General features: G+C 33.0%; 14 protein-coding genes. 6 read left to right on the plus strand and 8 right to left on the minus strand.

The genetic code is table 11. The features are described from left to right. Positions 1 to 128 precede the first annotated feature (128 nt). Positions 129 to 2,552: an ATP-binding protein gene (locus ACQY6M_RS06015; RefSeq protein ID WP_428741312.1), complete on the plus strand. Its 2,424-nt coding sequence runs from the start codon at positions 129 to 131 to the stop codon at positions 2,550 to 2,552. Here the strand turns inward: ACQY6M_RS06015 and ACQY6M_RS06020 are convergent. Both ACQY6M_RS06020 and ACQY6M_RS06025 read right to left on the minus strand, forming a co-directional pair. After that, positions 2,545 to 3,876: a sigma-54-dependent transcriptional regulator gene (locus tag ACQY6M_RS06020; protein WP_428741311.1), complete on the minus strand. Its 1,332-nt coding sequence runs from the start codon at positions 3,874 to 3,876 to the stop codon at positions 2,545 to 2,547. The two genes, ACQY6M_RS06015 and ACQY6M_RS06020, sit on opposite strands and share 8 nt — an antisense overlap. A gap of 108 nt (positions 3,877 to 3,984) precedes the next feature. Next, positions 3,985 to 4,305 carry a PepSY-like domain-containing protein gene (locus tag ACQY6M_RS06025; RefSeq protein WP_428741310.1) on the minus strand — a complete coding sequence of 107 codons (321 nt, stop codon included), beginning with the start codon at positions 4,303 to 4,305 and terminating at the stop codon, positions 3,985 to 3,987. 260 nt (positions 4,306 to 4,565) lie between these two features. On the opposite strand from ACQY6M_RS06025, the gene ACQY6M_RS06030 reads away from it, so the two are divergent. Then, entirely contained in the window at positions 4,566 to 6,956 is a 2,391-nt protein-coding gene (locus tag ACQY6M_RS06030; protein WP_428741309.1) for a penicillin acylase family protein, read from the plus strand. Next, positions 6,956 to 7,528 carry a hypothetical protein gene (locus ACQY6M_RS06035; protein WP_428741308.1) on the plus strand — a complete coding sequence of 191 codons (573 nt, stop codon included), beginning with the start codon at positions 6,956 to 6,958 and terminating at the stop codon, positions 7,526 to 7,528. The genes ACQY6M_RS06030 and ACQY6M_RS06035 overlap by 1 nt, the downstream gene beginning before the upstream one ends. A 73-nt stretch (positions 7,529 to 7,601) precedes the next feature. Here the strand turns inward: ACQY6M_RS06035 and ACQY6M_RS06040 are convergent, their stop codons facing one another. Genes ACQY6M_RS06040 through ACQY6M_RS06065 form a run of 6 tightly spaced genes read right to left on the minus strand, consistent with a single transcriptional unit; the run spans position 7,602 to position 12,932 of the window. Beyond that, positions 7,602 to 8,336, minus strand: a complete 735-nt coding sequence (locus ACQY6M_RS06040; protein WP_428741307.1) for a nitroreductase family protein — start codon at positions 8,334 to 8,336, stop codon at positions 7,602 to 7,604. 32 nt (positions 8,337 to 8,368) lie between these two features. Continuing rightward, positions 8,369 to 9,742 (minus strand): aldehyde dehydrogenase, encoded by a 1,374-nt coding sequence (locus tag ACQY6M_RS06045; RefSeq protein ID WP_428741306.1) that lies wholly within the window; start codon positions 9,740 to 9,742, stop codon positions 8,369 to 8,371. 3 nt (positions 9,743 to 9,745) lie between these two features. Next, positions 9,746 to 10,777 carry an alkane 1-monooxygenase gene (locus ACQY6M_RS06050; RefSeq protein WP_428741305.1) on the minus strand — a complete coding sequence of 344 codons (1,032 nt, stop codon included), beginning with the start codon at positions 10,775 to 10,777 and terminating at the stop codon, positions 9,746 to 9,748. Between the two features lie 33 nt (positions 10,778 to 10,810). After that, the gene (locus ACQY6M_RS06055) at positions 10,811 to 11,497 is read right to left on the minus strand and encodes an RluA family pseudouridine synthase (protein ID WP_428741304.1); all 687 of its coding nucleotides are present in this window, start codon (positions 11,495 to 11,497) and stop codon (positions 10,811 to 10,813) included. Between the two features lie 38 nt (positions 11,498 to 11,535). Beyond that, on the minus strand, positions 11,536 to 12,147 hold the full coding sequence (gene yihA / locus ACQY6M_RS06060) for a ribosome biogenesis GTP-binding protein YihA/YsxC (protein ID WP_428741303.1): 612 nt from the start codon (positions 12,145 to 12,147) through the stop codon (positions 11,536 to 11,538). A 20-nt stretch (positions 12,148 to 12,167) separates the two neighbouring features. Next, positions 12,168 to 12,932: an alpha/beta fold hydrolase gene (locus ACQY6M_RS06065; RefSeq protein WP_428741302.1), complete on the minus strand. Its 765-nt coding sequence runs from the start codon at positions 12,930 to 12,932 to the stop codon at positions 12,168 to 12,170. Positions 12,933 to 13,133: 201 nt separating this feature from the next. On the opposite strand from ACQY6M_RS06065, the gene mraZ reads away from it, so the two are divergent. Genes mraZ through ACQY6M_RS06080 form a run of 3 tightly spaced genes read left to right on the plus strand, consistent with a single transcriptional unit; the run spans position 13,134 to position 14,813 of the window. Then, positions 13,134 to 13,601: a division/cell wall cluster transcriptional repressor MraZ gene (gene mraZ / locus ACQY6M_RS06070; protein ID WP_428741301.1), complete on the plus strand. Its 468-nt coding sequence runs from the start codon at positions 13,134 to 13,136 to the stop codon at positions 13,599 to 13,601. Further along, complete coding sequence (rsmH, locus tag ACQY6M_RS06075; RefSeq protein ID WP_428741300.1) at positions 13,588 to 14,484, plus strand: 16S rRNA (cytosine(1402)-N(4))-methyltransferase RsmH; 897 nt, start codon at positions 13,588 to 13,590, stop codon at positions 14,482 to 14,484. The genes mraZ and rsmH overlap by 14 nt, the downstream gene beginning before the upstream one ends. Beyond that, the gene (locus ACQY6M_RS06080) at positions 14,484 to 14,813 is read left to right on the plus strand and encodes an FtsL-like putative cell division protein (protein WP_428741299.1); all 330 of its coding nucleotides are present in this window, start codon (positions 14,484 to 14,486) and stop codon (positions 14,811 to 14,813) included. Before rsmH ends, ACQY6M_RS06080 begins: the two co-directional genes overlap by 1 nt. Positions 14,814 to 14,815 lie beyond the last annotated feature (2 nt).

The following is a 14,815-nucleotide window of genomic DNA, read 5'->3' on the forward strand; positions in this document are numbered from 1 at the left end:
GTTTAGGAGCTTTATAGAAAATAATAACTGCAATAAAATAGTTTATTTAATAAGTAAATCTCAAAGCAACAAAGGCTAAAACTGAGCGTTTTGTAAAGGAAAAGAGACTAAAATTAGCGTATTGTTGTATGAAGATATCTAAACGTAAAATAGCTTTTAAAGTATTAATAGGGTATGCTACTCTAGCAATTTTAGCTGTCATCTCGGGAATCTTGTTGTTTTCTGAAATAAAAACATATATAGAAATACAAAAACAAGGTGTTTCTGACAGAAATAATATCATACAAACGGGAGGGTTAATTGCCGATATATATGAAAATGAGAACTTGGGGAGAGCTGCTATTCAGTTGAATTCTTATAAGCGGTATAATGAATATGTAACAGAAAACAAGTCATTATTAAAAAAGATTGATTCGCTTAATTTTCAGGCAAAAGATGTGTCAAAGAAATCAATTTTAGATAGTGTTAAGTTGGTTTTGAATAAAAAGCGAAAAAACATAACCAGCTTAAGGAGGTTAACCCAAAGAAATGCTTCTGAAAAGTCTATTAATGAAGCAATAGATAAGTTAGGGTCAATAGATTCGCTTTTGGGAAAAGGGACGGTAAAAGATCTTGTTGATAACCCTGAAGCTTTTAATAAAAAAACAGGATTAAGTTTAGAAAGATACTTGAAGTTATTTGATAGCGAAGATGAAGAAAAACCTGTTAATGCCGAAGAACAAAAACAAATTGATTCTTTAGTTTCAGCGTCTAAAGAAATACTTCAAAAAGCACAAAGAGAAACAAACATTAAGCGTAGGTTTCTTCGAATAAAAGAAAGAGAGCTAATTGAAAATGATATCACTATTTCAAGAAAGTTACGGGAGGTTTTAAGTGTGCTGGAAAGAGATGTTATTTTTAACGCAAATCAGGCTCATAAAAAGCATGAAGAAACACTTGGGCGTAGCAAAAACATAATTTTATTAGCTACTGGAGTTGGTTTTGTTATAATTGTACTGTTCTCAATAATTATTTTAAATGATTTTTGGAGGAGTCAGCATTACAGGCAAGAATTAGAAAGTGCGAATTCCGTAACCTCATCACTTTTAAAAAGTAGAGAGCAGTTAATATCTATGGTAAGTCATGATTTAAGGACTCCTTTAAGTACAATTTCTGGCTTTAGCGAGTTGTTGCAAAAATCAATTACGAATACTAAAGAGAAAAATTATCTTGTGCATATACAAAATGCATCAGTGTATATGGGGCAGCTTGTAGGAGATCTTTTAGAGTTTTCCAAATTAGAGAATAGCAAAATAACTATTGAAGCTATTCCTTTTGACTTGAAGAAAAACATAGAAGAAGTAGCTAATAGTGCTAAAAATTTAGTTCAGAACAAACCTATTTCAGTATATGTGAAACACGATGAAAAAATAGACTCATTAGTTGTTAGCGATCCTTTTAGAATAAAACAAATACTATATAATTTAGTTACCAATGCATGTAAGTTTACAAAACAAGGCTCTATAACAATACAGAGTAAATTGAGAAGTGTAAAAGAACAAAACTATATAGAGATTACAGTAATTGATACAGGAGTAGGAATAAGTAAAGATAAACAAGAAAAAGCGTTTAAAGAATTTACACAAGTACACGAAAAAGAGAATGGTCAAAATGGATTTGGATTAGGTTTAACCATTTCTAGGAGGCTTGCAGAGCTTTTAGGAGGCTCTTTAACTTTACAAAGTAGTTTAGGGAAAGGAAGTAGATTTTCATTATTTATACCTGTTACTCTTGCCGAAGGAAAACTAAAAGAATATGAAGCAAATTCTCAAAAAGAAATGCTTAATATTCACGCTGTAGTGGTAGAAGATGATACTTCTTTGAGATTACTTTTAAAAAATGTTTTAGAAGGACTGGGAATTACGGTAACTTCTTTTGGCAATGCTCAAGATGCACTAAATAAAATTGATAATATTGCATATGATTTGGTTTTAACTGATATACAGCTTCCTAAAATGAACGGTATTCATTTTATGGAAACTTTAAAGAAACACAATTCTTATATAGGTCAGCCCATTATCGCAATGACAGGAAGAGCGAATTTATCGGAAAGTGAATATATTGAAAACGGTTTTTCAGATGCATTAATCAAACCTATTAACACTATAAGATTAAAAGAAATTTTACAGCGTTTTTTTGATTTTAAAACACAAGATAAAGATGTAGTTAATGGTTACTTTGATAACAAAATAGCAAATAGTTTTGATACTACTTCGTTAAAAACATTTTTGAATAATGATGAAGCAGAGATAAAGAAAACATTAGAATCCTTTTTAAAAGATACAGAAGGAAATGTATTGTTATTGAAGGAATTTATAACCAAGAGTGACTTACAAGAATTTAATAATCTTAGCCATAAAATGCTTGGGATGTTTAAGCAATTAAAAGCTACTAAACTGGTTGATTTCTTAGAAGAGTTTGAGGTTAGTAAAGAAATCAATAAAACTTCATGGAAAGATTTTGAAAAAGAGTTAGAAAGCTTTTTAATTGAAGTAAAAAGCTCTCTTAACTAATCTTATGTTCTTTTAATTTATTATACAGGGTTTTTCTGGTAATATTTAAAAGTTTTGCAGCCTTAGTTTTGTTGTTGTCGGCCTCATGTAAAGCTCTAATAATTAGTTTTTTTTCATTTTCTTTAGTTGAAAACTCATTAGGTAAACTGTATTGAGTTTCAGTATTTTTTAATTCTTCAGGTAAAACATCCTTTTCTATAATTTCAGTTTGAGATAAAAGTGTAGCTCTTTTTATAACATTGGATAATTCTCTCAAGTTTCCGGGCCAATTATATTGTTGAAATAAAGCTACTACCTCCTGAGAAAATCCAGCAATTGATTTGTTGAGTTGCTTGTTAGCTTTTTCTAAAAAGAAGTCTGCATAAAGAATTAAATCATCTTTTCTATCCTTTAAGCTAGGAACCTTGATAGAAAATTCATTTAAGCGATGGTATAAATCTTCTCTAAAATTTCCTTTTTCAACAGCTAGTAATAGATCCTCATTGGTAGCTGTAATCAAACGAATGTCTACCATAATTTCCTTACTACTCCCAACAGGCTTAATTTTTCTTTCCTGTAAAGCACGTAACAATTGTACCTGACTTTCATAGTTTAAGTTTCCAACCTCATCTAAAAAAAGAGTTCCTCCATTTGCTGCCTCAAAATGTCCAATTTTATCATTTATAGCTCCAGTAAAAGATCCTTTTTGATGTCCGAAAAATTCACTTGAAGCAATTTCTTTAGGTATGGCTCCACAATCAACTGCAATAAAAGGTTTGTCTTTACGTAAGCTTTGGGTGTGAATTGTGTTTGCAACCACTTCTTTACCTGTACCACTTTCACCTGTAATAAGAACAGACATATCGGTTGGGGCAACTAAATGAATATGTTCATATAGACTTTTGGAAGCTGCACTTATACCAGAAATAACATTAGAGTTTGAAACTTTTTTGATTTCTTTTTTAGTTTCGGTAACTTGTCTAGTTTTAACTTCAAGAGCGTTATTGATGACTTCTAAAACTTCATCTGGATTAAAAGGCTTGGATATATAATCAAAAGCACCTTGTTTCATTGCTTGAACAGCCGTTGAAACCTCAGCATAGCTAGTCATTAAAACAACAGGGATATTACTGTTATTATCTTTACTTAACTTAAGTAAATCTATACCGTTACCATCAGGAAGGCGTAAATCGGTAAAAATTAAATTATAGGAATGTTTTTTTAATAGAACGGAAGCATTTTTAATAGTATAGCTAACCTCAACAGTATACTGATGTCGCTCTAAAAAATGCTTTAACATATTAGAAAATGTAACATCGTCCTCTACCAATAAAATCTTTTTCATGAAAAATGTCTATTTAAAAATAGGTTGTGTTAACTCTTTATAAAAATAAAAAGAGCGCTTTACATGAAAACGCTCTTTTATCGATAAAATTGAGGGGAAATAAGAAAATTATTTCTTAGTGTTGTTAACTTCTTTTTCGTCTAACAAATTTCCTTCTTTGTCAGCATAAAGTGTTTGGTTTTTGTTATCAACACTAATTTCTAATTTGTATTGCTCTTTTTTGTTTATAAAAGCTTTACTTAATGTAGCTTTAGGAAAATTCTTTTTAATAGATTCAACTACTGCAGCTGGTAACTTGTCTAAAGAAACTTCTTGAAAGTCATTGTCAATAACAGTGTATACTGAATTAATAGGAGAAGTTGTATTGTTAATAGTTGCATAAGTTGAAACTCCTGCTAAAATGGCTGCTGCTAAAACTAATTTTTTCATGATTTTAAATTTTTTAATTATAAATTATTTATTGTCTGCTCGCAATATTGAAATAAGTATGCCATGAATATGGATTAAAACTAAAAATTGTTTTAATGTGTTGTAAATAGGGTGTTTATGTGTTTTGTGTTTAGAGGAGGTATATTTTATGAATGTGTAAAAAGTGTGTAAAACAAAAACGATACTGTGTAAAAATTACACTTTTAGTCAAGTTTAAGAAAGAGTGATAAATCTGTTATATTTGAAGAAAATCATTCCTAATGAAATTATTTAAAAAGTCTTTAAAAATTGTTTTACTGTTATTAGTTGTATTGTGTATTGGTGTTTGGTTGTTTACCAAAACCTTGCATCCAACGTATAAAGGTGAATTACCACTCGCCTCTATTTCTGAGAAAGTCACTGTGTATTATGATGAGGTAGGTGTGCCGCACATTAATGCACAGAATCAGCAAGATGCTTATACTGCTCTAGGTTATGTACATGCTCAAGACAGGTTATGGCAAATGGAATTGATTAGAAGAATTGCTGCAGGAAGATTAGCGGAAATTTTCGGAAAAGATTTGGTAAAAGTAGATAAGTTTTTCTCGGGATTAGGAATTGAAGAAGCTTCGAAAAAAACAATTCGAGAGTTGGATAAAAACTCAGAAGCTTATAAATTAACAGAAGCTTATTTAAATGGAGTCAATCAGTTTATAGAGGAGGGGGCAACGCCTTTAGAGTTTTATTTAGTGGGATTGGATAAAGAAAACTATACGATTAAAGATGTGTACAATGTTTTTGGTTACATGGCATTTAGCTTTGCGATAGCACATAAGACAGATCCGTTACTAACAGAAGTAAAAGAGAAATTGGGAGAACCGTATGTAAATGAATTGCTTAACTCGTTCAATGAAAATTTAACGCTGAATAAAACCACCAATAAAAAAGTAATTAAAGCAGAGTTGTCTTTAGCGGTGGGTGAAATTATGGATCAATTACCAGTGGCTCCTTTTATAGGAAGTAATTCTTGGGTAATTGCACCACCAAAAACCAAAAACGGAAAGGTAATTTTTGCAAACGATCCACATATTAACTTTTCACAACCTTCGGTTTGGTATCAGAATCATATTAAAACCCCTGATTTTGAGGTTTACGGTTTTAATTTAGCACTGATGCCGTTTCCGTTGTTAGGACATAATAAAGACTATGCATATGGTTTAACGATGCTAGCAAATGATGACTTGAATTTTTATGAAGAAGAAAACAACCCAGAAAATTCGATGGAGTATAAAACTCCTGAAGGATATCAGAAATATGAGTTGTTAGAAAAACACATAAAAGTTAAAGGAGGAAAAGATACTACCTATCAAGTAAAAGTGAGTAAACACGGTCCGATTATGAACGGATTGATAGAGCATATTACAGATGAAAAACCAGTAGCAATGAACTGGATTTATACACAGTTGCCTAACCAATTGCTAGAAGCATCGCATAAAATGTCACATGCAAATTCGTTACAAGATTTTAAAACAGGAACTGCTAAAATTCATGCTCCAGGACTGAATGTAATGTACGGAGATGCTAAAGGGAATGTAGGTTGGTTTGCATCGGCTAAATTATATCAATTAAGAGATAGTTTGTCTTCTAAAATGTACTTAAATGGAGCTTCAGGAAAAGACGAAATTATAGAGTATTTAGATTTTGAAGAAAATCCACAAGCAGAAAACCCGAGTTGGAATTATGTGTATTCAGCAAATAATCAACCCGATTTAGTGAGAGGTAAACTATACCCCGGCTATTATCAACCAGAAGATAGAGCTAAGAGAATTGTTCAGTTATTAGAGCCTAAAAATGATTTTACCAAACAGGATGTGGCTGAAATGATTTACGATGTTACTTCGTCGGTGGTTCCAGAAATTGGAAGGGAGTTGTTAACAAGTGTAGATAAGTCATCACTATCTCCGTCAGCTACAAAAGCGTATTTGATATTAGAAGAATGGGATGGAGAATATGCCAAAACCAATGTAGCACCAACGATTTACAATCGATTTTTGTACGAATTTTTAACTGCTACTTTTAAAGATGAGTTGGGAGACAGTTTTCAGTTGTTTATAGATACACCCTTACAAGATCAGGTATTAGCTGAACAAGCTAAAAGAGAGCAATCGGTTTGGTGGGATGATATTTCAACTACAGATAAAGTTGAAACTAGAAATGAAATAATCACAACAGCTTTTCAAAAAGCCATTACATTTTTACAAAACCAACTAGGAGAAAATGTAGATGATTGGACATGGAACCGTGTAATTTCTGTGGAGTATGAGCACGCTATTGGTAAAGCAGGCGGATTATTACGTAAATTTTTTAATGTTGGTCCGTTTGAAACCATAGGAGGAAATGAGGTAATCAACAACCAAATTTTTAAGTTGGATAGCAGGGGAGTGTATAAAATTCACGGAGGACCTTCAACACGTAGAGTAATTGATTTTTCTGATGTAGAAAACAGCATTGCTATTTTGCCAACAGGGCAATCGGGAAATGTGTTTAGCCCGTATTATAAAGACCAAGCACAAAAATATGTAGATGGTGAGTTTGTAAAGATGAGCCTCAATGAGGCGGATATAAAGAAGAGTAAAAATAAATTGGTGTTTTTACCGAAAGCGAATGACTGATGGAAGAGTATTTTAAAAATTTAAAAGAAAAAGAGAAAGGAAATTTAGTTTTAAAGAAGGGGAGATGGTGGAATGGTAATACTTACATGCCTTTTTATGAATATACTTTAAACTATAAGTATAAAGATTCGGAAATTATATTCAACTATGAGTATAGACAATCGGAGTTTACTAAACCTTCAATGATAGACGGCGGAGCATTAGGTGATAGACATATTTGCCAAGTTTCCTGTGAAGTAAGACCTAAGAAAGATAGCTGTAATTTTAAAATAACTGAAAGAGGTTTTTTGGGAAGAATTTTAAGGTCAACTAAGGGAGATTTGTTTAAAGTTAAATGTGAAAATGTTGAAATGAAGGAGTTTTTACTTAAAAATCAATCACTTTATTACCTATATTCAATAGTTGAAAATTCTCCCGAATTTTCCCCAGAGATTCTTGGAGTAAAGAAAGACAAATTAGATGAAAAATATTTTCAATTAAAAATTCGTTATAACACGCAACAAGAAAATAAATCGATTTTATTTCACATTAATGAATTTTGTAAAGAAGTTTCAACTTTTTGGGATAATTAATTTTTATGCTTAAAAACCTAAGCTCTTTTTTTTAAAATCAAGCACTTGGGAATTCTTTATTAATGTACTTGTTTTAAATCTCTTTGTAAACCTCCTCAAAAGGAATTCTAAAACGCTCGCCATACACTCCTTCTGGTTTACGGATACCACAAGAAATAACCATATTAATTTCTGCACTACGAGGTAAGCCTAATAAACGTTTAATTCGCCAAGTATCGGAACCTTCCATGGGGCATGTGTCGTAACCTTCAGCAGCCATCGATAACATAAAGGTTTGTGCGGCTAATCCACATGTTTTATGGGCGACTACACGCATGTCACTATTGCGAACTTCACGATAAATAGGGCGGAAAAGCCCTATAACAAGAATCATCAAGTATTTAATATAGCCAAAAATCCCAAAAATATCAAAATAGGTAAACGGAATCAGTTTTCCGTAGTAGTTACGTGCTACTTTTTCTCTACTACTTTGTTCTGATTTCGGATTGTCTACTCCAAAAGTTTTGTCCATAAAAGCTAAGTTGGCTTTAGCGCGTTTGTGCCATAAATCCTTACGAACTACAAATACTACTAGTTGTTGCGCAGTTCTAGCAGCATTTTGATTAAAACACAACGGAGCTATTTTGTGCATCATTTCTTTAGAAGTGATATGGTAAAACTCCCATAGTTGCATATTGCTACTGGTAGGTGCTAAACTTGCTTGTTCTAAGCATTTTTTTACAATAGCAGTGTCTATTGGTTTTTCAGAGTCATACACTCTTACCGAACGACGATAGTTAACTGCTTCTGATACGGTTTTTTCTGTCATAACTTATAAAGTTTGGGTTCTTTTTTAGAAAACTATCCCAGTTTCATTAAGGTTTTTAATTGTTGTAATTTTCCTTTGTATGGAGCATATCGAGTTGGAATATCTAGCCAAGTTCCGCGAGAAACAACCCCTTTTTTGTGTGAAAATGTATCAAACGTTTGCTTTCCGTGATAACCACCTATACCACTTTCTCCCACACCACCAAAAGGTAATCTATGATTGGCAAAATGAACTGTGGTATCGTTTATGGTTCCGCCACCAAACGAATAACGTTGAATCATTTTTTTAGCAAATGAGTTTCGATTGGTAAATACATATAAAGCTAAAGGTTTATCATATTTAGCAGTGATTTTTTCAATGTCGGCTTCATTTTCGTAAGAAATTAGAGGGAAAATTGGTCCGAAAATCTCACCTTTCATTACTTCACTATCCAAACTAGGTTCGTCAATTAATGTGGGAGCAATGTAGCAATCGTCTCTATCGGTTTGTCCGCCAATTACACAATTTTCATTTTCTAACATGATGGCTAAACGATCAAAATTTCGAGTGTTTACAATACGTGGAAAATCAGGAGAGTTTTGAGGGTTCTCTCCATAAGCCCTAAAAATTTCTTCTTTAAATTGCTGTATAAACTGTTCTTTAACCGATGTATGAATCAATAAATAATCAGGAGCAATGCAGGTTTGTCCGCCATTGATAAATTTCCCCCAAACCAAACGTTTAGCGGCCAATTTAATATTGGCAGTCTCATCAACAATACACGGACTTTTTCCGCCTAATTCTAAAGTAACAGGGGTAAGATGATTTGCTGCGGCTTTAGCAACAATTTTACCTACAGGAACACTACCTGTAAAGAAAATATAATCCCAACGTTGTGCTAATAATTCAGTAGAGACATCTACGCCACCTTCAACAACAGCTACATGATTTTTACCAAAAACAGTTTCAATAATTTCTTTGGTAATTTTACTCGTATGAGGTGTCAACTCTGAAGGTTTTAATACGACTGTATTTCCTGACGCAATAGCGCCTAATAAAGGTGCAAAGGCCAGTTGATAAGGGTAATTCCAAGGAGCAATGATAAGTACAGTTCCGTAAGGTTCTTTATAAATTTTTGCAGAGGAAGGAAAATTTAGTAACGACGGTAACACACGTTGAGGTTTGCTCCATGAATGTATGTTTTTTATTGCCATTTTTAATTCAGCTAACACAATAGAAGTTTCGGTCATTACTGCTTCGTATTCCGATTTTTTAAAATCATCGTGCAATGCTTTTATAATGTCTTTTTCTCTAGCAATAAGCTCCTTTTGCAACCTTTTTAAAGCATTTTTTCTAAAGGAAATATCTTTGGTTTGTTGCGTAGCAAAATAGTTTTTTTGCGACTGAACCAATTCGGGAATATTCATAAGCTATAAGTCTTGTAATTTTTTATTCATTATTGAAAACCATAATGGTGGAACTAATGCAACGAGCATCATACCTGGGTAACCAGTAGGCATCTGTGGGCTTTCAGGTAACGATTTTAAGAGTTGATAATGTTTACTTCCGTTATAATGATGGTCGGAGTGACGAGATAAATTAAATAGCATTAGCATGCCAATTCTGTGATCAGAATTCCAAGAATGGGTTCTTTTTACACGCTCGTATCGCCCTTTTTCGTTTTGTTTACGCAGCAGTCCGTAATGTTCTATATAATTTACAGTTTCTAGTAATAAAATTCCAAAAACTGCAGCAACTACAAAGGTGAATAGTGCTTTTAGTCCGAAGAAATAGAAAATGCCTACTAATAATAGAATGTTACAAAGTGTATAGATTAGCATTCTGTTTTGGAGATGAAACCAGTTTCTGTCTGAGTTTTTTAGACGTTTGTTTTCTGCTTCCCAAGCTTGATAATAACTTTGAAAATGGGAACGAATCCAGAAAAAATATACTACTTCATTTTTTCTTGCCGTTGCAGCATCATTGGGAGTAGCTACATTAAAGTGATGTCCTGCATTATGGTATGGTAAAAAATGAGTATCTAAAGATGTTAATAATAAAATTTCACCCAATAATTCATCAAATCGATTATTGCGATGTCCTAGTTCATGACCTACATTAATACCAATAACACCACACATTAGCCCCATAGCAGAAATTCTTCCTATGTATTCTAAGGTAGTTAATTCAATGTCTTTCATCATCCATAAAAACCAGCCTAAAAAAACTAATTGAAGAGGAACTGTTGTGTATAATATATAGGTATACAGTTTGTTCTCTTTTTCTCGCTCTTCTTGCTCTGTGCTAAGATTTTCTTTGTCTGGATTGAATAGCAATTCAAGTAGTGGAACCAAACCAAAAAAAACGAGCAAAGGGAGCAATGTTAGCCAACCTGTATTGGTAAACGAAATGTAAACAGTAACAGGAAGTATTAAAATCGCTAAAAATTTAAGAGCTTTCATCTTGGTTGAGTGAAATTTGTCTAAATATACAAATTACAAACAAGCATCCCAAATAGGATCAGATGGAGTTGGAGCAGTAAGTTTTATCAATTCTTTGCTTACTGGATGTGCGAATTCAATTTTTCGAGCATGTAAGTGGATACTTCCATCCTTATTACTTCTTTTGGCTCCATATTTTAAGTCACCTTTGATAATAGCGCCAATGTTAGATAATTGTACTCGAATTTGATGATGGCGTCCCGTTTCTAAATCGACTTCTAGTAACGAATAATTATCTAAATTTTTAAGTATTTTGTAGTGAAGTATGGCTTTTTTGCTGCCTTCAACTTCTTTAGTAAAAGCAGTAGATTTATTATTCTTTGGATTCTTTTTTAGATAATTTATTAAAGTGTCCGCAGCTTTTTGAGGTTGTTGCTGGACTACTGCCCAGTAGGTCTTTTTAATAGTTTTGTCGCGTAACATCTTATTTAACCGTTCTAAAGCTTTAGAAGTACGTGCATAAATAACAACACCAGTAGTAGGACGATCTAATCGGTGAACCGTTCCTAAAAAAACATTTCCAGGTTTGTTGTATTTTTCTTTGATGTATTCTTTTACAACATCCGAAAGCGGTTTGTCGCCTGTTTTATCACCTTGCACAATATCACCTGCACGTTTATTAACCACTATAATATGGTTATCTTCATATAAAACTTGTAAGTTTTCTTTTGTAGAGTGCATAATATATAACAGGTAGTGCCTTGTGTGTAGTTGAAAGGTTATTTAAAACTATCAGCAACGTCTTCGTTTACTTGGTCGATAAAGTTTAAAAACTCATCACGCCCCATTCCTGTTGATGAAGAAGTAACAAACGACATTGGAAGTTCTTCCCAATAGTTTAATAATTTCTTTTTATAAGAGGTGATTTGTTTGTTAAGTTTTGAACTTCCTAATTTATCGGCTTTTGTAAAAGCAATACAAAATGGAATGCGATTTTCACCTAAAAACTGCATAAAGTCCAAGTCTATTTTCTGTGGATCGTGGCGAGAATCAATTAAAACAAAGGTGCAAACCAATTGTTCACGCTCTTTAAAGTAGTTTTCAATAAAAAATTGAAAGATTTGTCGCTTTTTCTTAGAAACTTTTGCATAACCATATCCTGGTAAATCCACTAAAAACCATTCGTCATTAATTTTGAAATGGTTGATAAGTTGTGTTTTTCCTGGTTTACCAGAAGTTTTAGCCAAATCCTTACGTTCCATCAACATGTTAATTAATGAGGATTTACCAACATTAGAACGACCAATAAATGCATATTCTGGAATACGTTCTTTTGGGGCGTTAATAACATTGCTGTTACTCATTACAAACTCAGCAGATTTTATCTTCATAATGTTAGGTGCTTGAGAAGTTATATACTTCTGCTTATAAACCAGTTTTCTAAAATTTCATTAAACTCATCAGGAGTTTCCATCATAGCAGCATGACCACATTTGTCAATCCAGAATAAATCGGCATCAGGTAATAATCTATGGAAATCCTCTGCTACTTCAGGAGGAGTAACGCTGTCTTGTTTTCCCCAAATTAAGCAAGTAGGTTGCTTCATCTTAGGCAAATCTTTAGCCATATTATGGCGAATAGCACTCTTGGCAATAGCTAAAGTTTTGATTAGCGTATTTCTATCGTTGATAACATCGTATACTTGGTCTACAAGTTCATCAGTAGCAATAGCTTTGTCGTAAAAAACATCCTGTGCTTTTTTCCTTACAAATTCTTTATCACCTCTTTTTGGGTAACTGTCTCCCATAGAGTTTTCATATAGTCCTGAGCTTCCAGTTAAAACTAATGCTTTAATGTCTTCAGAATAGTGTTTTGTATAGTATAAAGCAATATGACCACCTAAAGAATTTCCTAATAAAGTTACTCCCTCAAGGTTTTTAAATTCGATAAAATCATGTAAAAACTTAGCTAAGTTTTTAACATTCGTCTTTAGGATGGGTAGGGTGTATAGAGGTAATTCTGGAATAAAAACTTTGTATCCTTTTTTTGAAAAATGATTAAACGTAGAGTCAAAATTACTTAGTGCACCCATTAAACCATGAAGTATGATAATTGGGCTTCCTTCCCCAGCTTCTGCGTATGTAAATTTGCCTTCTTTCTTTAAAAATTCAGTCATAGATTTCTGATTTGACTTAACCACAAATGTAGTTCTTTTTTGTCATATTTTCATTTTTATTATTTCTGGCAGAAGGATGGTTTGGAAAGTTCTTAGGCTCAGTTTTTTAACTAAAAAACCAAAACTTATTAACAAAGTGGTAAAAAGTGGTAAAAAGTGGTAAATATTTTTTATTTTTGATGCAAACTATAGTTTCTTTACGTGGTAAGTTTAATTGGAACATATGAGTGCAAGGTAGATGCTAAAGGAAGGATGATGATGTCATCGGCTTTCAAGAAGCAGTTGTCTTCTGTGTTGCAAGAAGGGTTTGTGATTAAACGTTCTGTGTTTCAGTCTTGTTTGGAGTTGTATTCTATGCAAGAGTGGAATTTGGTGATGGCAAAAATCAACAAATTGAATCGATTTGTAAAGAAAAATAATGACTTTATCAGGAGGTTTACTGCTGGAGTGAAAGTGGTAGAAATGGATGCTTCCGGTAGGATATTAATTCCAAAAGATTTGTGTCAGTTCGCAGAAATTGAAAAAGAAGTAGTGCTTTCATCTGCGGTAAACATTATTGAAATTTGGGATAAGGATAAGTACGAAAAAGTAATAGATGATGCTGTTGTTGATTTTGCTGATTTGGCAGAAGAAGTAATGGGTAATATAGGAGAAGATGAGTTATCATAATCCAGTTTTACTGAAGGAAAGCGTAGATGCGCTTAATATAAAAGAGGATGGAGTGTATGTGGATGTTACTTTCGGAGGTGGAGGTCATTCGCGAGAAATATTAAGTCGATTGGGTGATAAAGGAAGGTTGTTTGCTTTTGATCAAGATCCAGATGCGCAGCAGAATAAAATTGATGATCCGCGTTTTGTGTTGATTGGAGAAAACTTCCGTTTTATTTCTAGGTTTTTGCGATTTTACGGAGTGAAGAAGGTAGATGGTGTATTGGCGGATTTAGGGGTGTCGTCACATCAGTTTGATGAAGCGGAAAGAGGTTTTTCTACGCGTTTTGATGCTGATTTGGATATGCGAATGGATCAGAAGTCTGAGTTGTCTGGAAAAAAAATCATCAATAAATATACAGAAGAACAATTGTCGGATATGTTGTTTTTGTATGGCGAATTAAGAAATGCACGAACGCTAGCGAAAACAATTGTTGAAGCTAGGGCAGATAAAGAAATCAAAACAAGTTTTGAGTTAAAAGAAGTGTTGCAGCGATTTCTTCCAAAAGCGAAAGAGCATAAAATTCTAGCACAGATTTTTCAAGCAATACGAATTGAAGTGAATCAAGAGTTGGAGGTGTTGAAAGAATTTTTGCAACAGATTCCACAATTGTTAAATGAAGGAGGTAGGTTGAGTGTAATATCGTATCATTCGTTAGAAGATAGGTTGGTGAAGCGATTTATACAAACAGGTTTGTTTAGTGGTGAGCCAGAAAAAGATTTTTATGGTAATACAAACGAGCCTTTAAAGAAGGTTGGTAAAATGATAGTGCCAACAAAAGAAGAAATAAAAGAGAATAATAGAGCGCGTAGTGCAAAACTAAGAATAGCAACACTAAAGTAATGTCTAAAATAAGAAAAGGTATTTACGATTTTTTAAGAGGAAGTTTTCTTACAGATGAAAGCTCGTCTAAAAATTGGCGGATTCTGATTTTTGTAGTGGTGCTGTTGTTAGTTATGATTTATAGTGCTCATAGCGCAGATGCTAAAGTAGTTCAAATAGGAGAGTTGAATAAGAAGAAAAGAGAGCTGCGGGCAGAAGATGTGGATACGAGTACACAACTAATGCGAATGAAATTAGAGAGTAATATTCGTGATAAAGTAAAAGATAAAGGATTGTCTCCAGCTAAGACGCCGCCCCAAAAAATAAAAGTAACATATAATAAAGAATAGTA

Source organism: Tenacibaculum sp. (assembly GCF_050290165.1).
Taxonomy (GTDB): Bacteria; Bacteroidota; Bacteroidia; order Flavobacteriales; family Flavobacteriaceae; genus Polaribacter.